The sequence below is a fragment of the Roseomonas nitratireducens genome, assembly GCF_017813355.1.
In the GTDB taxonomy this organism is placed as follows: Bacteria; Pseudomonadota; Alphaproteobacteria; order Acetobacterales; family Acetobacteraceae; genus Neoroseomonas; species Neoroseomonas nitratireducens.
The window spans coordinates 33,237-55,118 of record NZ_JAGIYZ010000015.1 but is presented as its reverse complement, the minus strand read 5'-3'; the positions used below and the strand labels follow the sequence as shown (position 1 = coordinate 55,118).

The 21,882-nt window shown below is 72.7% G+C and carries 19 protein-coding genes; 18 read left to right on the top strand and 1 reads right to left on the bottom strand.

Translation table 11 applies throughout. The annotated features are described in order from the left end of the window. Positions 1-18 precede the first annotated feature (18 nt). The 11 genes from leuB to moaB all read left to right on the top strand — a co-directional run bounded on the left by leuB (position 19) and on the right by moaB (position 13,420). Positions 19-1,098 (top strand): 3-isopropylmalate dehydrogenase, encoded by a 1,080-nt coding sequence (leuB, locus tag J5Y09_RS15705; protein WP_209352762.1) that lies wholly within the window; start codon positions 19-21, stop codon positions 1,096-1,098. Positions 1,099-1,126: 28 nt separating this feature from the next. Continuing rightward, on the top strand, positions 1,127-2,107 hold the full coding sequence (locus J5Y09_RS15700) for a Bug family tripartite tricarboxylate transporter substrate binding protein (RefSeq protein WP_209352761.1): 981 nt from the start codon (positions 1,127-1,129) through the stop codon (positions 2,105-2,107). 99 nt (positions 2,108-2,206) lie between these two features. Further along, positions 2,207-3,493 carry an LLM class flavin-dependent oxidoreductase gene (locus J5Y09_RS15695; protein ID WP_245217165.1) on the top strand — a complete coding sequence of 429 codons (1,287 nt, stop codon included), beginning with the start codon at positions 2,207-2,209 and terminating at the stop codon, positions 3,491-3,493. A 155-nt stretch (positions 3,494-3,648) separates the two neighbouring features. Further along, a complete protein-coding gene (locus J5Y09_RS15690; protein WP_209352759.1) occupies positions 3,649-5,229 on the top strand; it encodes an ABC transporter substrate-binding protein in 1,581 nt (526 codons plus the stop codon). Positions 5,230-5,238: 9 nt separating this feature from the next. Beyond that, complete coding sequence (locus tag J5Y09_RS15685) at positions 5,239-6,252, top strand: ABC transporter permease (RefSeq protein WP_209352758.1); 1,014 nt, start codon at positions 5,239-5,241, stop codon at positions 6,250-6,252. Next, entirely contained in the window at positions 6,249-7,091 is an 843-nt protein-coding gene (locus J5Y09_RS15680; RefSeq protein WP_209352757.1) for an ABC transporter permease, read from the top strand. Before J5Y09_RS15685 ends, J5Y09_RS15680 begins: the two co-directional genes overlap by 4 nt. Continuing rightward, positions 7,088-8,059 (top strand): ABC transporter ATP-binding protein, encoded by a 972-nt coding sequence (locus J5Y09_RS15675; protein ID WP_209352756.1) that lies wholly within the window; start codon positions 7,088-7,090, stop codon positions 8,057-8,059. The genes J5Y09_RS15680 and J5Y09_RS15675 overlap by 4 nt, the downstream gene beginning before the upstream one ends. Next, a complete protein-coding gene (locus tag J5Y09_RS15670) occupies positions 8,052-9,020 on the top strand; it encodes an oligopeptide/dipeptide ABC transporter ATP-binding protein (RefSeq protein WP_245217164.1) in 969 nt (322 codons plus the stop codon). The genes J5Y09_RS15675 and J5Y09_RS15670 overlap by 8 nt, the downstream gene beginning before the upstream one ends. Positions 9,021-9,030: 10 nt before the next feature. Next, positions 9,031-10,791, top strand: a complete 1,761-nt coding sequence (locus tag J5Y09_RS15665) for a hydantoinase B/oxoprolinase family protein (protein ID WP_209352754.1) — start codon at positions 9,031-9,033, stop codon at positions 10,789-10,791. Further along, complete coding sequence (locus J5Y09_RS15660; protein WP_209352753.1) at positions 10,778-12,817, top strand: hydantoinase/oxoprolinase family protein; 2,040 nt, start codon at positions 10,778-10,780, stop codon at positions 12,815-12,817. The genes J5Y09_RS15665 and J5Y09_RS15660 overlap by 14 nt, the downstream gene beginning before the upstream one ends. A gap of 63 nt (positions 12,818-12,880) precedes the next feature. Further along, positions 12,881-13,420 carry a molybdenum cofactor biosynthesis protein B gene (gene moaB, locus J5Y09_RS15655; RefSeq protein ID WP_209352752.1) on the top strand — a complete coding sequence of 180 codons (540 nt, stop codon included), beginning with the start codon at positions 12,881-12,883 and terminating at the stop codon, positions 13,418-13,420. An 11-nt stretch (positions 13,421-13,431) separates the two neighbouring features. Here the strand turns inward: moaB and J5Y09_RS15650 are convergent, their stop codons facing one another. Next, positions 13,432-14,577 carry a PA0069 family radical SAM protein gene (locus J5Y09_RS15650; protein ID WP_209352751.1) on the bottom strand — a complete coding sequence of 382 codons (1,146 nt, stop codon included), beginning with the start codon at positions 14,575-14,577 and terminating at the stop codon, positions 13,432-13,434. A gap of 120 nt (positions 14,578-14,697) precedes the next feature. Here J5Y09_RS15650 and J5Y09_RS15645 point away from each other — a divergent pair, with 120 nt between their 5' ends. The 7 genes from J5Y09_RS15645 (at position 14,698) to J5Y09_RS15615 (ending at position 21,863) form a co-directional block, all read left to right on the top strand. Continuing rightward, the gene (locus J5Y09_RS15645; RefSeq protein WP_209352750.1) at positions 14,698-15,387 is read left to right on the top strand and encodes a TIGR04283 family arsenosugar biosynthesis glycosyltransferase; all 690 of its coding nucleotides are present in this window, start codon (positions 14,698-14,700) and stop codon (positions 15,385-15,387) included. Between the two features lie 19 nt (positions 15,388-15,406). Then, the gene (locus J5Y09_RS15640) at positions 15,407-16,042 is read left to right on the top strand and encodes a TIGR04282 family arsenosugar biosynthesis glycosyltransferase (RefSeq protein WP_209352749.1); all 636 of its coding nucleotides are present in this window, start codon (positions 15,407-15,409) and stop codon (positions 16,040-16,042) included. Then, positions 16,039-16,725, top strand: coding sequence for a DJ-1/PfpI family protein (locus tag J5Y09_RS15635; protein WP_209352748.1), 687 nt, complete (start codon positions 16,039-16,041; stop codon positions 16,723-16,725). The genes J5Y09_RS15640 and J5Y09_RS15635 overlap by 4 nt, the downstream gene beginning before the upstream one ends. Before the next feature lie 83 nt (positions 16,726-16,808). Continuing rightward, entirely contained in the window at positions 16,809-17,186 is a 378-nt protein-coding gene (locus tag J5Y09_RS15630) for a hypothetical protein (protein WP_209352747.1), read from the top strand. 160 nt (positions 17,187-17,346) lie between these two features. Then, complete coding sequence (locus J5Y09_RS15625; protein ID WP_209352746.1) at positions 17,347-17,907, top strand: lysozyme inhibitor LprI family protein; 561 nt, start codon at positions 17,347-17,349, stop codon at positions 17,905-17,907. A gap of 253 nt (positions 17,908-18,160) precedes the next feature. Next, positions 18,161-19,801 carry an MFS transporter gene (locus J5Y09_RS15620; RefSeq protein WP_245217163.1) on the top strand — a complete coding sequence of 547 codons (1,641 nt, stop codon included), beginning with the start codon at positions 18,161-18,163 and terminating at the stop codon, positions 19,799-19,801. 151 nt (positions 19,802-19,952) lie between these two features. Further along, on the top strand, positions 19,953-21,863 hold the full coding sequence (locus tag J5Y09_RS15615) for a right-handed parallel beta-helix repeat-containing protein (RefSeq protein WP_209352744.1): 1,911 nt from the start codon (positions 19,953-19,955) through the stop codon (positions 21,861-21,863). Positions 21,864-21,882: the final 19 nt, after the last annotated feature.

The following is a 21,882-nucleotide window of genomic DNA, read 5'->3' as shown; positions in this document are numbered from 1 at the left end:
ACCGAGGAAGCGACGAACATGCATATCGCAGTCCTGGCCGGCGACGGCATCGGCCCCGAGGTGACCCGCCAGGCGGTGAAGGCGCTGCGCGCCGTCGCCGCCAACGGTCCTCAGTTCGACTTCACCGAGGCGCCGATCGGCGATGCCGCCTACGACACCACCGGCGACCCGCTGCCGGAGGCGACGGCCGCGCTCGCCGAACGCGCCGACGCCGTGCTGTTCGGCGCCGCCGGCACCTACGAGAGCGACCTGCGGCCGCCCGAGCAACGCGGCGGCCACGCTCTGCTGCGCCTGCGCAAGCGCATGGACCTCTTCGCCAACTACCGCCCGGTGATGGCCTTCCCGGAACTCATCGGCGCCTCGACGCTGAAGCGGGAGGCGCTGGAAGGCGTCGACCTGATCGTGCTGCGCGAGCTGACCGGCGACATCTATTTCGGCACGCCGCGCGGCGTGCATGTCGAGAACGGCGAGCGCGTCGGCATCAACACGATGCGCTACACGGAAGGCGAGATCCGCCGCGTCGCCCATGCCGGCTTCCGCGCCGCGGCCACGCGGCGGAAGAAGCTGTGCTCCGTGGACAAGGCCAATGTGCTCGAGACCATGGCGCTGTGGCGGGAGGTGGTGAGCGAGGTCGGGCGCGACTACCCGGAGGTGGAGCTGACGCACCTGTACGTCGACGCGGCCTCGATGCACCTGATCCGCCGGCCGCGCGACTTCGACGTGATCGTCACGGGCAACATCTTCGGCGACATCCTGTCCGATGCCGCGGCGATGCTGACCGGATCGATCGGCATGCTGCCCTCCGCCTCGCTGAACGCCGAGGGGCGGGGCCTGTACGAGCCGGTGCACGGCTCGGCGCCCGACATCGCGGGGAAGGACATCGCCAATCCGCTCGCCTCGGTCCTGTGCGGGGCGATGCTGCTGCGCCATTCCCTCGGCCAGGCCGAGCGGGCCGAGCGGATCGAGACGGCGGTGCGCCGCGTGCTTGCGGAAGGCTATCGCACGGCAGACATCATGGAGGACGGCGCCACGCGCCTCGGCACCGAGGCGATGGGCGATGCGGTGGCGCGCGAAATCGCGCGCCTCGCCAAGGCCTGAGAGACAACGGACAGGGAGGACGACAGGAATGACCGCATCCATGACGCGCCGCGCCATCCTCGGCGCCATGCTCGCCGCGCCGACGCTGGCGCGGCCCTCCTTCGCCCAGGGCGCCTGGCCGGCCCGGCCGATCCGCTGGCTGGTGCCCTTCGCGGCCGGCGGCGCCGCGGACACGGCGGCGCGCTCCATCGCCGCCGACATGCAGGAGGCGCTGGGCCAGAACATCGTCATCGAGAACCGTACCGGGGGCAACGCCGTGATTGCCGCCAACGCCGTGCTGCAGGCGCCGCGCGACGGCTACACCTTCCTGATCGACGCGGCGAACCAGCTGACCAACCCGGTGCTGATGCGCGACCTGGGCTTCGACTACGCGACGGCCTTCGTGCCGATCACGCTCGTCTCCTTCTTCCCGCAGGTCATCGCGGTGAAGACGGACTTCCCCGCGCGCACGATCCAGGAGTTCATCGATCTGGCGAAGGCACGCCCCGCCACCATCTCGGTCGGCACGCCGCCGGCGGCGGGCATGGGCCATCTCGCGCTCGCGGCCTTCGAGCGCCAGGCCGGCATCCGCCTAGTGCACGCGCCCTATCGCGGCGGCGCGGACGCGGCGCGCGACATCATGGCGGGCAGCATCGACGCGGTTCTGATCACCACCTCCTCCATCCGCCCGCCGGTGCAGTCGGGCCGCGCGCGCATCCTGGCCGTGACGAGCCTGGCGCGCGTCCCGACCCTGCCGGACGTCCCGACGCTGGCGGAATCCGGCTTCCCGGGCTTCGACCTGACGGATTGGAACGGGCTTTTTGCCGCGGCCGGGACGCCGAGCGTGGCGATCGAGAGACTCGCCGCCGTGGCGCGGGTTTCCGCGCGCGCGCCGGCCGTGCGCTCCAGGATGGATCCCGCCGGGGCGATCATGGTCGGCAATTCGCCGGAGGAATTCGCCGCCTGGCTCTCCGGCCAGCGCCGGACGGCGGAGGAGGTCATCCGCACCGCCGGCATCACGCTTGGCTGACGTTTTCGCCTTCTCGTCGCGCGGGCTTGCCACGCCGCGCGACGAGGGCAAGGCTGCGCGCCTGCGAGTGGTCGGAGGGTTCGGATGTCGGCGCGGCAGATGCATCTCAGGGTCTTCGTCCTCGGCACCGGCAACCACATCGCCGGATGGCGGATGCCGGACGCCTATGACAGCTTCCAGAGCCTGCCCGTCATCCAGCACATCGCCCGCATCGCCGAGCGGGGCTGCTTCGACCTGCTGTTCCTCGGCGACGGTCTGCAGGCGGGGGCGAACGACCACCCGTCCTTCACCGCGCGCTTCGAGCCGATCACCATGCTCGCCGCGCTGGCGGCGACGACGACGCATCTCGGCCTCGGCGCGACCGCATCGACCAGCTACAACGAGCCCTTCAACGTCGCGCGCTACTTCGCCTCGCTCGATCACCTGAGCGGCGGGCGCGCCGCCTGGAACGCGGTGACGAGCTCCAACCCGCGCGCGGCGCCGAATTTCGGGCGCGATCACCCACCGCATGCCGAGCGCTACCGCGTGGCGGAGGAATTCGTCGACGTCGTGCTCGGCCTCTGGGACTGCTGGGAGGACGGGGCGATCGTCGCCGACCGCGCCACCGGGCGCTACATCGACGCCGCCAAGGTCCATCGGCTGGACCATGAGGGGACCTATTTCCGCGTCCAGGGGCCGCTCAACATCGGGCGCTGCCCGCAGGGCCGGCCCATCGTGCTGCAGGCGGGATCGTCGGAGCCCGGCCTCGACCTCGCGGCGCGGACGGCGGATGTCGTCTTCTCGGTCGTGCAGGACCTGGACGAGGCCAAGGCGGCCTATGCCGCGCTGAAATCCCGCCTGCCGCGCTTCGGCCGCCGCGCGGAGGACGTCGCCGTGCTGCCGGGTGTGATGCCCATCCTCGGCCGCACGCGGCAGGAGGCGCGGGACGTGCTGGACCGCCTGCAATCCTTCGTCACCTCGACCAATGCGGCGAGCCTGCTGTCGAGCCGCCTCGGCATCGACGTCTCGGGCTTCGCGCCGGAGGACAAGGTGCCGGACCTGCCCCTGCCCGACACCTCGCACGGCTTCGCCCGCGCCATGCTGTCCAAGGCGCGGCGGGAAGGCATGACCTGGCGCGACCTGCACAACCTGACCGGCGCGGCGCGCGGGCATTGGGTGATCGCCGGTACCGCGGCCGACATCGCCGACACGCTGCAGGAGTGGTTCGAGGGCGGTGCGGCGGACGGCTTCAACATCCTGCCCGCCTGGTTCCCCGGCGCCTTCGACGGCTTCGTCGACGAGGTGGTTCCCGAACTGCAGCGGCGCGGCCTGTTCCGCCGGAACTATACCGCGACGACGCTGCGCGGGCATCTCGGGCTCGACATGCCGCGCAGCCGCTACGGCTGATGGCTGCGTTCGCCGTGTGCGGTTCCGCGCAACGCGTGCCCGCCGAAGGGGCAGGCGTGGCGTGGCGTGCGCGCCGCCGCGTTGCAAGGTGGCTTGCCTGCCCCGACGGGCGGGTCTCAAATGCGCATCTCGAGCCTCCGAAGGAGAACCGAAGCATGGGCTTCCGCCGCTTGCGCGCCGCCGTCCTGGCGGCTGCCATCGCCACGTTGCCCGTCGCACCGGCGCTCGCGCAGCAAAGGCCGCTCGTCTGGGGCGACACGCTGCCCGCGACGCTCGACCCGCACGCGATCTTCGACGTGCCGAGCCAGTTCGTGCTGCTGAACGTGTATGACGGGCTGTACCGCTACCAGGGCAACCCGCCGCAGCTCGTCCCCTGGCTCGCCGAGAGCCACACGACCAGCGCCGACGGCCTGACCTGGGACTTCACGCTGCGCGAGGGCATCCGCTTCCACGACGGCAGCCCCATGACGGCCGAGGACGTCGTCTATTCCTTCCGCCGCCTGCTGGCGATGAACCGCGCCCCCGCGGCCGCCTTCACGCCCGTGCTGCGCGCGGAGAACGTCACGGCGACCGGCCCGCGCACCGTCCGCTTCGTGCTGTCGAGCCCCTACGCGCCGTTCCTTTCGGCCATTCCGCTCGTCGCCATCGTCAACCAGCGCGCGCTTGCCCCGCATGTGGCGAACAACGACTGGGGCGCGACCTGGCTCGCCGCGAACAGCGCCGGGTCGGGCGCCTATCGCGTCGATCCGGCCAACTACCAGGCGCGCGTGTCGATGGACCTCGCGCGCTTCCCGGACCATTTCATGGGCTGGGGCCACAACCAGCGGCCGATCGAGCAGGTCCGCGCCCGCCCGGTGCTGGAGACCTCGACCCGCGTACTCGCGCTGCTGCGCGGCGAGATCGACGCGACCGATTCCTACCTGCCGACCGACCAGGTCGAGCGCGTGGACCGCAACGCCCGCACGCGCGTGGCGCGCGACGAGAGCATGCGCGTCTTCATCATCCGCATGAACAACCGCAAGCCGCCCTTCGACAACCGCGATGCGCGGCTCTGCTTCGCCCACGCCTTCAACTACCAGGGCTTCAACGAGGTGATCCTGCGCGGCCTCGTCGTGCGCAATGGCGGGCCGAACCCGAACAACCTCTGGGGCAATCCGCCCGACCTCACGCCCTATGCCTTCAACCTCGAGACCGCGCGCCAGCATTGCGACCGCGCCCGCGCCGCCGGCGCGCCGATCGGCCGCGAGATCGAGATCCACATCCAGTCGGAACTCGAGCAGACCACCCAGGCGGCGCAGATGTTCCAGGCCGACCTGCGGCGCATCGGCATCAACCTGCGCATCGTACCGAACACCTGGGCGAACATCACCTCGGCCACCGCGCGGGCGGAATCGACGCCCGACATGTGGATCCACTGGGTCTCGACCTATTTCGTCGATCCCGAGAACTGGGTCGGGCAGATGTACGACAGCCAGTTCCACGGTACCTGGAAGGCGAGCGCCTGGTACACCAATGCCGAGGTCGACACGCTGCTGCGCCGCGCGCGCGCCAGCCTCGACCGTGCGGAGCGGGAGCGGCTTTACCAGCAGGCCACGCGCCAGATCGTCGCCGACAGCCCGGACATATGGGTCTACAACACGCTGAACCTGCGCGGCCTGACGCGGCGCGTCGAGGGCTACCAGTTCTCCCCGGTCGGCTCGGGCGGTGAGATCCGGTTGATGTCGCTGGCCAACTGAGCGCGCCGCGTGGCGCGCTACGTCCTCCGCCGGCTGCTGCTCGCGCTGCCGGCGCTGTTCGGGCTGGTCATCCTGACCTTCGTGCTCTCCCGGGTCATCCCGGGGGATCCGGCGGCGACGCTGGCCGGTGATGGCGCGACGCCGGCGCAGATCGCCGAGATCCGCGCGCAATACGGGCTCGACCGGCCGATCCTGGAACAGGCCGTGATCCATGTGCGGCAGGTGCTGACGGGGGATTTCGGCCGCAGCATCTTCTCCGGCCGCCCGGTGGCGGAGGAGATCGCCCAGCGCCTGCCCGCGACGCTCGAACTGACCTTCGCGGCGCTGTTCCTGGCGACCTTCCTCGGCATTCCGCTCGGCCTCGTCGCGGCGCTGAACCACAACGGGCCGGTCGATCACCTCGTGCGGCTGCTGTCGGTGGGCGGGCTCGCCATCGCCTCCTTCTGGCTCGCGATCATGCTGCAGCTTGTCTTTTCCATGGACCTCGACGTGCTGCCGCTGCGCGGGCGCGTCGATGTCGCGACCGGCCTGCCGCCGCGGGTGACCGGCTTCGTGCTGGTGGACAGCCTGGTGGCCGGGCGCGGGGACATGTTCGTCGACGCGCTGCGCCATCTCGCGCTGCCTGCGATCACGCTCAGCCTGCCGGGGCTCGCCACCATCGCGCGCTTCACGCGGTCGGGCGTGCTCGAGACGCTGCAGAAGGACTTCGTCCTCTATGCCCGCGCGGCCGGATACGGTCGGGTGCGGCTCGCCGCGATCTACGTGCTGCGCAACGCGGTCACGCTCGTGGTCACGCAGGTCGGGCTGCTGTTCGGCGCGCTGATCTCCGGTGCCGTGGCGGTGGAGGCGATCTTCGACTGGCCCGGCCTCGGCACCTATGCCGTGCAGGCGATCCTGTCGGCCGACTACAAGGCGCTGCTGGCGGTCACGATGGTGGTGGGCGTCGTCTATGCCGTGGTGAACGTGACGGTCGACGTCGCCCAGGCGTTGATCGACCCGCGCGTGGCGGAGGATGCGCGGTGAACGCCCTGCGCCTGCTGCTGCGCGACCCGGTCGCGACCTTCGGCCTCGCCATCGTGCTGCTGGCGGTCGTCGTCGCGATCTTCGCCCCCTGGCTCGCCCCCTATCCTGACGACGCCTTCGAAAGCCACCTGCTGCGCCGGCTGCGCCCGCCCTCGGCCGAACACCCCTTCGGGACGGACAATCTCGGGCGCGACATCCTCTCCCGCGTCATCCTCGGCACGCGCAACGCGCTGCTCGTCGCGGTTTCCGTCGTGGTCGCGGCGATGGCGATCGGCGTGCCGATCGGGCTTGCGGCGGGCTGGCGCGAAGGCTGGCTGTCCGAGACGCTGATGCGCGTGACGGACGTGTTCCTCGCCGTGCCGCAGCTCATCCTCGCCCTTGCGCTCGGTCAGTTGCTCGCGCCGGGCATCACGGCGGCCATGGTCGCGCTCGCGCTCACCTACTGGCCGTTCTTCGGGCGCACCGTCTTCGCCGAGACGCGCCGGCTGCGCAGCGCGCTCTTCGTCGACGCGCTGGCGGGCATCGGCGCGCGGCCGTCGCGCATCCTGTTCCTGCATGTGCTGCCGAACGCGGCGCCGGCGGTGCTGGTGCGCGCGACGATCGGCATGGGCTTCACCATCCTGACCGCGGCGATCCTCGGCTTCCTCGGCGTCGGCGCCGCGCCGCCCTCGCCCGATTGGGGCCTCGCCGTGTCCGAGGCGCGGCAGCACCTGCCGGAAGCCTGGTGGTTCCCGACCTTTCCGGGCCTCGCCATCCTGCTGCTGGTGCTGGGCTTCAACCTCCTCGGCGACGGGCTGCGCGACGCGGCCGACCCGCGGCTGCGGCGGTCCCGCCGGTGAACGCGCCGGTGCTCGAGGTGCAGGGGCTCGGCGTGCGGCTGCGCTCGGATGGTGGCATCGCCGACATCCTGGACGACGTCTCGATCAGCGTCCCGCGCGGCGGCACCGTCGGCGTGGTCGGCGAGAGCGGCTGCGGCAAGTCGACGCTGCTGCGCGCCATCCTCGGCATCCTGCCGCGCGGGGCGGAGACGCCGCGCGGGGCGATCCTGTTCGAGGGGCGGGACATCCTCAGCGACCGCGCCGCTTCCGCGCGCGGGCGGATCGGCTTCGTGCCGCAGGACCCCTATCTCTCGCTCAATCCCGTCTTCCGCGCCGGCGACCAGATCCTCGAGATCATGCGCCGCCACGCGCGCGGGTCCCGCGCCGACCACAAGCGCCGGCTGGTCGAGCTGTTCCGCGCGGTCCAGCTGCCGGACCCGGAGGCGGCGCTTCGAAAGTTTCCGCACCAGTTCTCCGGCGGGCAGCGCCAGCGGCTGCTGATCGCCGCGGCGATGTCCTGCGACCCGGCGCTCATCATCGCCGACGAGCCGACCACCGCGCTCGACGTCACGACGCAGCGGGAAATCCTCGCCCTGCTGCGCGGCCTGGTCGCCGAGCGCGGGCTCTCGCTGCTGTTCGTCACACATGATTTCGGCGTGCTGGCCAATCTCTGCGCCGAGGTCACGGTGCTCTACGCCGGCCGCGTCGCGGAATCCGGACCGACGCGGGAGGTGCTGGACGCGCCGCGCCATCCCTACACGCGCATGCTGCTCGCCTGCCATCCGGACCGCGCGACGGAGCCGCTGGGCATTCCCGGCACCGTGCCGGCGGCGACGGCGCAGCCGGGCGGCTGCCGCTTCCATCCGCGCTGCCCCATCGTTCATTCGGGCTGCGTGGCGGAACCGCCGCCCTTGCAGCCATTGCCGGGCGACCGCGCCGTGGCCTGCCCCTGGCATGCCGAACCTCTGCCGGAGGCGATCCTTGGCTGAGATCCTCGGCGCCACCGGACTCGCGGTCGAACTCGGCGCGCGGCGCGGGCTGCTGCGCAGCCGCGCCGGCGTGCGTGCGGTCGATGGCGTGGACCTGTCAGTGGAGGAAGGCGAGACCTTCGGCATCGTCGGCGAGAGCGGCTGCGGCAAGACCACGCTGGCGCGCGCGCTGCTCGGCCTGCAGCGCGAAAGCGGCGGCGAGGTTCGTCTGGCCGGCAAGCGCGTCTCGGGCCTGGATCCGCGCGCGGCGCGGCGCGTGCGCGCGGCGGTGCAGTATGTCCACCAGGATCCGGGCGCGGCGCTCGACCCCTGGTGGCGCGTCGGCGCGACGCTGGCCGAGGGGCTCGCCATCCACGGCATCTCCGACCGCGCGGAACAGGCCGCGCGTATCGCCGAGACGCTCGCCGCGGTCGGCCTCGACGCGGCGCTGGCCGATCGCTACCCGCATGAATTGTCGGGCGGGCAGCAGCGGCGGATCGGGCTGGCGCGCATCCTGCTGCTGCGGCCCAAGGTGGTGATCCTCGACGAACCCACCGCCGGGCTGGACCTGTCCGTCCAGGCGGCGGTGCTGCGCCTGTTGCGCGACCTGCGCGCGCGCTTCGGCCTGACCTACCTGTTCATCTCGCACGATCTGTCCGTGGTGCGGCGGGTCTGCGACCGCGTCGCGGTGATGTATCTCGGCCGCGTGGTCGAACAGGGCGCGGCGGAGACGCTGTTCGCCGCGCCGCGCCATCCCTACACGCGCGCCCTGCTCGCCGCCGCGCCGCATCTCGATGGGCGGGAGAGCGGGCCGTCGCTGCCCGGCGACCCGCCCAGCCTCGCCGCCGTGCCGCCGGGCTGCCGCTTCCATCCGCGCTGCGCGGAGGCGAGGCCCGACTGCGCCCGCACCGTCCCCGTCATCGAGCAGGCGGACCCCGGCCACGCCGTCGCCTGCCTGCGCTGGCGCGACCTTGCCGCCTGAAGGCCGGACCATGACCGCTTGCGACCCTGTCACGCTCGAGATCATCCGCGGCGCCGCCCGCGCCGCGCAGGCGGAGATGGAGGCGCTGCTCGAGCGCACCGCCATGTCCGCCTTCATCCGCGAGAAGAAGGATTTCTACACCGCGCTGTTCGACGCCGACGGCGCCATGGCGGTGGGCAGCGACCTGCCGATCTTCGGCGACATCGTCGGCCCCGTCGCGGAACGCTATCCGATCGAGACGATGCGGGAAGGCGACCTGTACTGGTACAACGACTGCTACGGCAGCCGCGGCGCCGTCTCCCATTCCAACGACCAGGTCTTCCTCGCCCCCGCCTTCCATGAGGGACGGCGCGTCGGCTTCGTGATGGGTTGGGCGCATTTCTCCGACATCGGCGGGCTGAGGCCCGGCTCGATCAGCCCCGACGCGACCGACCATTTCCAGGAAGGCATCATCGTCCCGCCCGTGCGCCTGATGCGCGGCGGGGAGACGAACGAGGACCTTCTCCGCACCTTCTGGCGCAACAGCCGCTTTCCGACCCAGTCCCAGGGCGACACGCGCGCGCTGATGGCCGCCGTGCGGCTGGGCGAGAAGCGCCTGGCCGAGATGGCCGGGCGCTTCGGTGCGGCGACGCTCGCCGATGCCTTCGCCCAGCTGCTCGCGCGCACGGAAGCCGCGGTGCGGGCCGGGCTGCGCGCCATCTTCCCCGTCGGCACCACGCGCTTCGCGGATGCGATCGACACGGACGGGCAGGGCAACGGCCCTTTCACGCTGCGCCTCGCGCTCACGCGGACCGAGGATGACCGCTTCATCTTCGACGCGACCGAGACCGACGACCAGGCGCCAGGCCCGGTGAACCTGCTGATGCATCCGGACGTGCCGGGGATGGCGCTCGGCCTCTATGTGCTGCAGGGCCAGCCGGGCCAGGTGCTGAACGCCGGCGGCCCGCGCGCGATCGACAGCGTGCTGTTGCGCGAAGGCTCGCTGCTCGCCCCGCGCGCGCCCGCACCGCTCGGCCTGCGCGGGCTGACGATGATGCGGCTGCTCGCGGCGCTGCACGGGCTGGTGGCCGTCGCGCGCGGCGGGGAGGCACCGGCCGCGCATTCGGCCTATGTCGTCATCGCCCTGCGCGGCACGGCCGATGGCCGGCGCTTCCTGCTCAGCGACGGCATCGGCGTGGGCTACGGCGCGCGCCCCTTCGCCGACGGCACCGACGCGGTCTACTTCGTCGCGCAGGAGAACTACCCGGCGGAGTTCATGGAACTCACCTATCCCGTCCGCCTGCGCGCCTATGGGCTGAACCTCGATTCCGGCGGGCCGGGCCTGCATCGCGGCGGCTGCGGCGTGGTGCGGGAATTCGAGGTGCTGGCCGATGAGGCGATGCTCGCCGTGCGCATCGACAGCGTCCGCAACCCGCCCTGGGGCGTGGCGGGCGGGATGAATGGCGGCTCCGGCCGCGCCGTGGTCAATCCCGGCACCGACCGGGAGCGCATCCTCGCGCCGCTGTCGGACGGGACCATCCTGCGCCGCGGCGACGTCTTCCGCATCGAGACCGGCGGCGGCGGCGGATGGGGCCATCCCTTCGACCGCCCGCCCGCGCGGGTGCTCGAGGACGTGCTGGGCGGCTTCGTCAGCACGGACGCGGCCGCGCGCGACTACGGCGTCGCGATCCGCGACGGCGCGGTCGATGCGGCCGCGACCGCCGCGCTGCGCGCGCATCGCCCGCCCGCGGCCCTGTTCCACCGGCGGGAGTACCGCGATGCCGTCGCGTGACCTGATCGTCGCCGTCGACATCGGCGGCACATTCACCGACATCACCCTGCAGGACGCCGCGACGGGCCGCGCCTGGACGGCCAAGACGCCGTCCACGCCGCGCGACCCGTCCGAGGCCTTCGTCGCCGGCGTCGCCCAGGCGCTCGCCGCCGCGGGGCGGCAGGCGGGGGAGATCGGGCGCGTGCTGCACGGCACGACGGTCGCGACCAACCTGATCCTGGAAGGCCTCACCGCGCGCACCGCGCTTCTGACCAATGCCGGCTTCCGCCACGTGCTGGAGATCGGCCGCGCCGACCTGCCCCGGCGCGACAACCTCTGGGCCTGGGTGAAGCCGCGCCGGCCCGTCCCGCCCGCCCTGGTGTTCGAGGCCGCGGGCCGCATCGCGGCGGATGGCGCGGAACTCACCCCGCTGGATGAGGCCGCCGTGCGCGAGGCCGCGCGGCGCGCGCTGGCCGCGGGGGCGGAAGCCATCGCCGTGTGCTTCCTGCATGCCTTCGCCAACCCCGCGCATGAACGCCGCGCGCTCGCGATCCTGGCCGAGGAAGCGCCGGGCCTCGCCCTGACCGCCTCGGTCGACGTCTTCCCCGTGGTGCGGGAGTACGAGCGCAGCATGGCGACGGTGCTCAACGCCGCGGTGATGCCGGCAGTCTCGACCTATATCGCGCGGCTCGAGCGGCGCCTGGCGGAGGCCGGCATCGCCGCGCCGCTGCTGCTGATGAAGTCCAATGGCGGCGTGGCGGGCGCTGCCTCGATCCGCCGCGCCCCGGCGCAGACGGCGCTGTCCGGCCCCGCGGCCGGGGTGGTGGGCGCGCGCACCGTCGCGGCGGCGGCGGGCATCGGCGACATCATCACCGTCGATATCGGCGGCACCAGCGCCGACATCTGCCTGATCGCCAAGGGCGAGATCGGCCTGACCCAGTCCGGCCGCGTCGGCCCCTGGCCGCTCGCCCTGCCGATGGTCGATATGGTCACGATCGGCGCCGGCGGCGGCTCGCTTGCGCGGCTCGGCGCCGATGGCGCGTTGACCGTGGGGCCGCAGAGTGCGGGCGCCGATCCGGGCCCCGCCTGCTACGGGCGCGGCGGCACCGAGGCGACGGTGACGGATGCGCATATGGCGCTCGGCCACCTGCCGGCGGCGCTGCTCGGCGGGCGGATGGCGCTCGACCGGTCGCTGGCCGAAGCCGCGGTGCGGCGCGTGGCGGAACCCCTCGGGCTGGGGCTGGAGGCGGCGGCGCGGGGCATCCTCGCCATCGCCGACAACAACATGGTGGGCGCGATCCGCGTCGTCTCGGTGGAACGCGGGCATGACCCGCGCGACTTCACCCTGGTGCCCTTCGGCGGTGCGGGGCCGCTGCATGGCTGCGCGCTTGCCGACCTGCTCGGCATCACGCGCGTGCTGGTGCCGCCCGCGCCGGGCGTGCTCTGCGCGCAGGGGCTGCTCGCCGCCGACCTCAAGGCCGAGTTCACCCGCAGCGTCGCCGAACCGCTCGACCGCGCCGACGCCGCGCGGCTGCATGCGGTGTTCGCGGCGCTGGAGGCCGAGGCGGCGCAGTGGTTCGCGCAGGAGGAGGTCGCGCCGGGCGACCGCCGCATCCGCCGCGTCGCCCTGATGCGCTACGAGGAACAGGGGCATGAGATCCCCGTCCCCTGGCGCGAACCCGCCGACCTGCCGGCGCTCGGCCCGGCCTTCGCCGCCGCGCATCGCGGCCTGTACGGCTTCGACCTGCCTGGCGTCGCGATGGAGATCGTGACGCTGCGCGTCGAGGCGACCGGCGTCCTGCCCGCGCCCGCGCCCGCCGCGGCCGAAGGCGGCGCGGCCGAGGCGGCGGAGGTCGGGCGCCAGCCCATCCTGATCGACGGGCGGACCGTCGACGCGCCGGTCTATGACCGCGCGCGCCTCGGCCCGGGGGCCGGCTTCGCCGGACCGGCGATCGTCACGCAACTGGACGCGACCACCTTCGTCGCGCCGGGCTGGCGCGCGGGGATGCATCCGTCCGGCGCGCTGCTGCTGGTGCGGGAGGGATAGGCCGCGCGCGACCTTGCGGCGGGATGCCCTCGGACCCATTCTGCGGGGCCTCGGAGGCCCGCCATGCCGATCGACGAAAAGCTGCCCTTCCTGCCCGTGAACATCGCGGTGCTGACCGTGAGCGACACGCGCGACCTGTCCACCGACCGCTCCGGCCAGACGCTGCAGGAGCGGATCGAGGCCGGCGGCCATCGCTGCGTCGCCCGCGAGATCGTGCGCGACGAGGCTGACCTCATCGAGGTGCTGCTGCGGCGCTGGATCGCCGACCCGGCGGTGGATTGCGTCATTACCACAGGGGGGACCGGCATCACCGGCCGCGACGTGACGCCCGAGGCCTTCAAGCGCGTGCTCGAGAAGGAGATCGAGGGCTTCGGCGAGCTGTTCCGCATGCTGAGCTACCAGAAGATCGGCACCTCCACGATGCAGTCGCGCGCCCTGGGCGGCGTGGCGGACGGCACCTACCTGTTCGCGCTGCCCGGTTCGACCGGCGCCTGCAAGGATGCCTGGGACGACATCCTGAAGTGGCAGCTCGACAGCCGACACCGGCCCTGCAACCTGGTCGAGCTGATGCCGCGGCTGAAGGAACACCTGTCCGCGGCGTGACGGGCGCCACCCTAGAACAGCGCCAGCTGCGTCGCCCCGCCCGCGGCCTGCGGCACCTGGAAGCGCGAACAGTCGAGCGCCCCCGTCCCGCCGCCGCGCCGTTCCAGCCCCAGCCGCCGCGCGGCGACCGCGAAGCGCTGCGCCAGCAGGTCGGCATAGGCGCCGGTGCCCTTCTGCCGCACCCCGAAGCGGCTGTCGTACAGCGCGCCGCCGCGGGTCTGGCGGATCAGGGACAGCACGCGCGCCGCGCGGTCGGGCATGTGCCGGGCGAGCCAATCCTCGAACAGCTGCTTGATCTCGAGCGGCAGGCGCAGCAGCACGTAGCCGGCGCTGGTCGCCCCCGCCCCCGCGGCGCGTTCCAGGATCGTCTCCAGCTCCGAGTCATTGACCCCCGGGATCATCGGCGCGGCCAGCACGGCGGCCGGAATGCCGGTTTCGGACAAATGCCGGATCGCGGCCAGGCGCCGCTCCGGCGCCGCGGCGCGGGGTTCCATGATCCGGGCAAGCCGCGCATCGAGCGTGGTGACCGACAGGCAGACCCGCACCAGGTTCCGCTCGGCCATCCTCCGCAGAATGTCGATGTCCCGCAGCACGCCGGCGGACTTCGTCACGATGGTGACCGGGTGGTCGAAGCGGTCGAGCACCTCCAGCACCGCCCGCGTCAGCTGCAGGGTCCGCTCGACCGGCTGGTAGGGGTCGGTGTTCGACCCGAGCGCGATCGGCCTGGCGACATAGCCCGGCCGGCGCAGCTCCTTTTCGAGCAGCGCCGCCACGTCGGGCTTGAACAGCAGCCGCGTCTCGAAATCGAGGCCGGGCGACAGGCCCAGATAGGCGTGGGAGGGCCGCGCATAGCAATAGACGCAGCCATGCTCGCAGCCGCGATAGGGGTTCACGGCGCGGTCGAAGCCGATATCCGGGCTCTCGTTCCAGGCCAGTGCCGACTTCGCGTGGTCCTTGGTCAGCGTGGTCGGCAGCGGGGGCAGGTCGGCGAAGGCGGCTTCCAGCGTGCCCCAGCCATCGTCGAAGGCTTCCCGCGCGCTGCGCTCGAAGCGGTTGGGCGGGTTCAGCCCGGCCCCACGGCCCTTCCGCGCCGCCGGGGGGAGGGGCAGGGGGGGCTCGGCGCCGGGCGTGTCGAGGAAGGCGGTACCGTCGGGCATGGCAAGGATCCCTCTCGGAGTTCTTGCTTTGTTCTCACGCATCCTGGCGAGATCGGCCAGAAGAGTCAAGAACAAGTAGGGAACGAGTGGTTAATGCGATTTTTACGAATGGGCGGCTGAATGGGAACGAACCATGAATTGTCCATCATCGTTCCGACCCTGAACGCCGCGCCCCACCTCGCCGCGACGCTCGCCGCCCTGTCCGGCGCGGCGGCGGAGGTCATCGTCGCCGATGGCGGCAGCACCGATGCCACCCGCGCCATCGCCGAGGCGGCGGGCGCGCGCTTCCTCCCCGCGCCGCGCGGGCGCGGCAGCCAGCTTGCCGCCGGCGCCGCCGCGGCGACCGCGCCCTGGCTTCTGCTGATCCATGCGGATACCCGGCCGGGGGAGGGCTGGCGCGCGGCGGTGGCCGCCTTCATGGCCGACCCCGCCCATGCCGGCCGCGCCGCCTATTTCCGCTTCGCCCTGGACGATGCCGCGCCGCAGGCGCGCCGGCTGGAACGCGCCGTCGCCTGGCGCTGCCGCTGGCTGGCGCTGCCCTATGGCGACCAGGGGCTGCTGGTCCGGCGCGACCTGCTGGACGCGGTCGGCGGCATCCGCCCGCTGCCGATCATGGAGGATGTCGACCTCGTCCGCCGGCTCGGCCGCGCACGGCTGGTCGGGCTCGACCTGCCCTTCGTGACCTCGGCCGAGCGCTGGCGGCGGGAGGGGTGGCGGGCGCGCTCGGCGCGCAACCTGTTCTGCCTCTCGCTTTGGTTCCTCGGCGTGCCGCCGGCGCGCATCGCCCGGCTCTATGCCCGGCGCCGCTGATGCGCTTGGCTGCCCAGCCATGACCCGCCCGACCGTGATCCTTTTCGCGCGCGCCCCGCGCCTGGGCGCCGTGAAGCGCCGCCTGGCGCGCGGCATCGGCGACCGCGCGGCGCTGCGCTTCTATGCCGGGACGCTGGCGGCGGTGGCGCGGCCCATCGCGCGCGATGCGCGCTGGCGGACGCTGCTCGCCACCACCCCGCGCGGCGCCCGCGCGGACTGGGCGCGCTTCGCCCCGCGCGGCACGCGGCGCGTGGCGCAGCCGCTGGGCGACCTCGGCGCGCGGATGGCCGGCGCGATGCGCGCGCATCCCGTCGCCGTGCTGGCCGGGACGGACGTCCCGGACCTGCGTCCGTCCGACATCGCCGCCGCCATCCGCGCCCTGGGCCGTGCCGATGCGGTGTTCGGGCCGGCCGAGGATGGCGGCTACTGGCTGGTGGGGATGGGCCCGCGCCGGCCGGCCCGGCCCTTCGCCGGCGTGCGCTGGTCCACCCGCCACGCGCTGGCCGACACGCTGCGCAACTTCGCCGGGCGGCGCGTCGCGCTGCTGCGCGTGCTGCGGGACGTCGACACGGCGGAGGACCTGCGGGCGCGCGCCACCCTTCCGCCGCCGCGGCCCCCGTGCGAGCCTTCCGCTCCTGGAGGACCACCGCCATGACCACGCCGCTCCGCTTCGGCCTGCTGCTGTTCCCGCGCCTGACGCAGCTCGACATGACGGGACCGTTCGAGGTGTTCTCCCGCGTGCCCGGCGCGACCACGCATCTGGTGTGGAAGACGACCGACCCGGTGCGGTCGGACACCGGTCTGTCCATGCTGCCGGACACGCGCTTCGCCGATTGCCCGCCGCTCGACGTCGTCTGCGTGCCCGGCGGCCCCGGCGTCGCGGCGCTGATGGAGGATGAGGAGGTGCTCGCCTTCCTCCGCGCCCAGGCGGCGACGGCGCGCTACGTCACCTCGGTGTGCACCGGCGCGCTGGTGCTGGCGGCGGCGGGGCTGCTCAAGGGGCGGCAGGCGACGACGCATTGGGCGAGCCATGATTTCCTGAGCACCCTCGGCGCCGTGCCGGTGCAAGGGCGGGTGGTGCGCGACGGGCGCTTCGTGACCGGCGGCGGCGTGACGGCCGGGATCGACTTCGCGCTGACGCTGGTCGCGGAAATGGTTTCGCCCGAGGTCGCGCAGGCGATCCAGCTGCAGATCGAATACGCCCCGGCGCCGCCCTTCGACGCGGGCTCGCCGGCAACGGCGCCGGCCGGGGTGCTGGCCGCGGCCAAGGCGCGCGGCGCCGGCATGCGGGCGGAGCGGGAGGCGCTGGTCGCCCGCGTCGCCGCGCGGCTGGGCTGATCGCCCCGGCGCGGGACGACCCGCGCCGCGATCTTCACCGGACCTTCATCCGACGCCCGCATGATGGGCATCGGAGGTCGCCCATGGACACCAACATGCCCGCCGGTACCGATGCCGCGCGCGAGGCCCGCCAGCGCATCGCCCGCCACCTGCAGGACCTGCACCGGCTGCATGTCGTGCTGGCGGATGAGAGCCGGGCGCTCAAGCGCTTCACGACCGAAGGCCAGGCGCAGATCGAGATCGAGATCGCGACCGACATGATCGAGCAGTATCTCGGTGTCTCGGGCGCCTTCCTCGAGAACATGCGCGGACGCTTCGAGGCGCGTCTCGGCCTGCTGCGCCGCGGCGAACCGGCCTTCGGCGGCAAGGCGGAGCAGGCGCCGGAGCATGGCGCCTTCTGGCTCGCCTTCTCGCGCCTCTGCGCCGTGCTGCGCCGCGCCGAGCGCCGCGCGGATCTCTGATTCCGCCCGCGCGAGGGATCGACCTTCGCGCGACTTGATCGCCCTGGACGGCGCGCGCGGCGAGCCCGCGCCGAGTTAGCCCGACACCCTCTTCCCCGATCCCCCCGCTGCGGCGAGGATGAGCGCCGCGCATCGGCGCCCGCGCGAAGCGAGGGGATGCATGAGACGCCTGGCGTTCCTGCTCACGCTGCTGGTCCTGGCCGCGCCGCTGCGGGCGCAGCGCGCCCCGGACGGGCCGCGGCCCCTGCCGGCGGAGCGCGCCTGGCTCGAGGCCTGCGTGCTGTCCGCGCTGGCGCATCCGCCGCGCGCCGCCTTCGGCCGCTGCGCCTGGCGGATCACGAGCACCTGCCGGGGCGAGCCGGGGGAGGGCCTGCTCGTCGCGCGCCTGCCGCCCGCCCTGCCGGGCCGCCCCATGCCGGCCGAATCCTGCGCCCAGGTGGAGGCCGCGCTGTGGCAGCAGCAGATGGACCGGTGGCTGCGCGAGGTCGGGCTGCTCGCCCCCGCGGCGCAGCAGGAACCGCTGCGGCGCGCGCAGCGGGCCTTCCTCGCCTTCCGTGACGCGGGCTGCGCGGCCGAGCGGGCCCTGGCGCCGCCCGCCGAGGCGGCGGCGAACGAGTTGTCCTGCCGACTCGAGAAGACGGCGCTGCGGGCGCTCGACCTCAAGCGGCTGCGGGACGAGATGTGGCTGCTGATCGCCGCGGCGTCGGTCGAAGGGCCCTGATCCGGCCCTGGCGAAACGCGCCCGTGAAGCGGCCGCGGCCGTTTGGCGAGAGTAACGTGACGATCCTGTAAGCATGTTTCAACGCGGTTCCCACCCGCCGTGATTTGTGTCTGACTGTGTCTCAGGGCGCGGCAATCCGACGCTCGGCGCCGTTTTGGCAACAATCTTCAGGCCACCCGCAACGTCGGGCAGGGAGGATATGCGTATGAGTTCCGCTGCAACTACGGGGCGGCCCGGCGAGGCCGCGCGTCCGATGACCAAGGAGGAGCGGAAGGTCATCGTCGCCTCCTCGCTCGGCACGGTCTTCGAATGGTACGACTTCTACCTCTACGGCTCGCTCGCGGCCGTCATCGGCGCGAACTTCTTCTCGCAGTTCCCTGAAACGACGCGGAACATCTTCGCGCTCATCGCCTTCGCCGCCGGCTTCCTGGTGCGCCCCTTCGGCGCGCTGTTCTTCGGCCGGCTCGGCGACCTGGTCGGGCGCAAATACACCTTCCTGATCACCATCCTGATCATGGGCGCCTCGACCTTCGTGGTCGGCATCCTGCCTACCTCCGACACGATCGGGCTTGCCGCGCCCATCATCCTGATCATCCTGCGCCTTCTGCAGGGCCTGGCGCTGGGTGGCGAATACGGCGGTGCCGCGACCTACGTGGCCGAGCACGCGCCGCACGGCAAGCGAGGCTTCTACACCTCCTTCATCCAGATCACCGCGACGGCGGGCCTGTTCCTGTCGCTGATGGTCATCCTGTTCACCCAGCTCGCCGTCGGGCCCGACAATTTCCGCGCCTGGGGCTGGCGCGTGCCCTTCCTGCTGTCGATCTTCCTGCTCGCCATCTCGGTCTGGATCCGGCTGCAGATGGAAGAAAGCCCGGCCTTCCAGCGCATGAAGGCCGAAGGCACCGGTTCGAAGGCGCCGCTGTCGGAAGCCTTCGGCCAGTGGAAGAACGCCAAGATCGCGCTCTTCGCGCTGCTCGGCCTCGTCGCCGGCCAGGCGGTGGTCTGGTACACGGGCCAGTTCTACGCGCTGTTCTTCCTGGGCCAGGTGCTGAAGGTCGACCCCTTCACCACGAACATGCTGATCGCCTGGTCGCTGCTGCTGGGCTCGGGCGGCTTCGTGTTCTTCGGCTGGCTGTCCGACAAGATCGGCCGCAAGCCGATCATCCTCGGCGGCTGCCTGATCGCGGCCATCACCTACTTCCCGCTGTTCAAGCTGATGAGCGCGGAAGCCAATCCGGACCTGGCCCGCGCCCATGCCACCATCTCGGTGCAGGTGGTCGCTGACCCGGCCTCGTGCTCGTTCCAGTTCAACCCGACGGGCACGGCGCGCTTCACCGAGCCTTGCGACGTCGCCAAGGCGGCGCTCGCCCGCGCTTCGGTCAACTACACGGTCGAGCGCGCCCCGGCGGGCACGGTCGCGGCCATCCGGATCCAGGGCGCCACGCCCATCCCGGCCAACAGCCCGACCTTCGCGCGCGACCTGGCTGCGGCGCTGACCGCGGCAGGCTATCCGGCGGCGTCCAACCCGTCGGTCGTGCAGATGTCCTCGCCCTTCGACATCTTCCGCGAACAGCCGGCGGTGCTGATCGGCATCCTGACGCTGCTCGTCATCTACGTGACGATGGTCTACGGCCCGATCGCGGCGGCGCTGGTGGAACTCTTCCCCACCCGCATCCGCTACACCGCCATGTCGCTGCCCTACCACATCGGCAATGGCTGGTTCGGCGGCCTGATGCCGGCAACGGCCTTCGCGATGATCGCGCAGACCGGCGACGTCTACTACGGACTCTGGTACCCGATCGTCATCGCCTCGATGACCGTCGTGATCGGCCTGTTCTTCGTGCCGGAGACAAAGGATCGCGACATCTACGCGGACGACGCCGCGAAGCTCTGACCGCGGGCGCCACGCGCGCGAGACCAAGGGCGGCGTCCGGCAACGGGCGCCGCCTTTCCTTTTCCGGGCCGGCGGGCGGCCGCGCCGTTAGCGGCCCCGTAACCCTCGCCATCTTAAATCCGATATCGGAACGATACCGGACCCCGCATCGATGGACGCGCCCGCGCCGATCCTGCTCTCCGACCCTCGTCCCCAGCCCGAGGAGATCCTCGTCGCGGGCTGGGACGCGACCGCGACCGCGCCCGGCTTCACGCGCATCGTGCATGTCGACCCGACGGCGGCGGATGGCGGCGACGGTTCGATCGCATCGCCCTTCGATTCCTGGGCGGACGTCGTCTTCGAGCCCGGGACCGTCTACCTGCAGCGCGGTGGCACGACCGCGCCCGGCTTCACCGTCTCCGTCGCCGCCACGGCCGATGCGCCGGTCGTCATCGGCTCCTATGGCGAGGGCGCGGCGCGCATCGCCGGGACCGTCGTGGTCGCGGATTCGTCGCATGTCACGCTGACCGGCCTCGACATCGCCGGCGGCCAGGGCTTCGGCGTCCATGTGCAGGGCGCGGCGGCGGATCTCACGATCATCGGCTGCGCCATCCATCACGGATTGACCGGCATCTATGTCGAGGCGCCCTCGATCCAGGGCCTCGCCATCCTCGCCAACGCGATCCACGACAACGACATGAAGGGCGTCTGGCTGAACGGCGCCGCGGCCACCGCCGCGCGCCCCGCGGTCGTGGCGGGCAATCAGGTGTGGCGGAACGGGGAAAGCGGCATCGCGCTGCATGCGAGCCACGTCCTCGTCGACGGCAACGCGGTGGTGAACAACGGCCTCGCCGGGCTGCCCGGCACCTCCGGCATCCATGGCTTCGGCGTGACCGACGGCGACGGCATGGGCTGGTTCAACCAGGTCAGCAACAACCTCGTCGCCTTCCAGCGCGAGCCCGACGGCTTCGACGGCCACGGCATCCAGCTCGACCATTTCTCCGGCCAGAACACGGTCTGGGGCAACCGCGTGCACGGCAATGACGGGCCGGGCATCACGCTGTTCAGCAGCACGGCGAACATCGTCGCCGCCAACAGCCTGTCGGCGAACGCGGCCGATGCCGCCGACACGCGGGACGGGCAGCCCGTGCTGGCCGAGATCTTCCTCGGCAATGCGGGCGTCGCTCCGGGCCTGACGCTGGGCAACCTCCTCGCCGAGAACCGGATCGCGCCGGGCGCGGAAGGCGCCGTGGCGGTGGCGGTGACCGGCGGGGCGGAGTGGGGCGGCAACGTCTTCGGCGCGAACCTCGCCGGCGCCGGCGACCTTTTCCTGTGGGGACGGGCAAGGGCGGCGGGGCTGGACGCCTGGAACGCGCTCGGCGGCGATGGCTGGGACGATGCCGCGGGCGGCCCCGCCGATCCGCTGCCCGCGATCGACCCGGCATGGCTCGCCCCGGGCTACCGGCCCAATTCCACCCTGCTCGACACGCCCGACGCGCTGCTGCCGAACCGGCTCGTCGCCGACGCGGCGCGCCCGGACCGCGCCGGCGGCGCGGCGGCGGACCGGATCGCCGGCCATGGCGGCGCCAACCGGATCGAGGGGCTCGGCGGCGAGGACCTTCTCGCCGGCGGCGGCGGTGCCGACACGATCTGGGGCGGCAGCGGGGACGACCTGGTCGCCGGGGGGCTGGGCGACGACCTGCTGATGGGCGGGCGCGACGCGGACCTGATCGCGGGCGGGGCCGGCAATGACCGCCTGGCCGGCGACGGGGGCGACGACTGGCTGAGCGGCGGCGACGGCAGCGACCGGCTGAATGGCGGCGCCGGCGACGATCAACTGCGCGGCGGGACCGGCGCCGACATCTTCGTCGCCGCGCCGGGCGGCGGCGCCGACCTCGTGCTCGACTTCACGCCGGGTGAGGACCGGATCGACCTGCGCGCCTTCCGCTTCGCGGACATCGCCGCGCTGCGGGTGCTGGAAGGGCCGGAGGCGACGCTGATCGACCTCGGCGGCGGCGGCATGGTGGTGCTGCTCGGCGTCGCCGCGGCGGCGCTCGGGCCGGGCGACATCATCCTCGGCTGACCGGCGCCGCCGCGCGCGG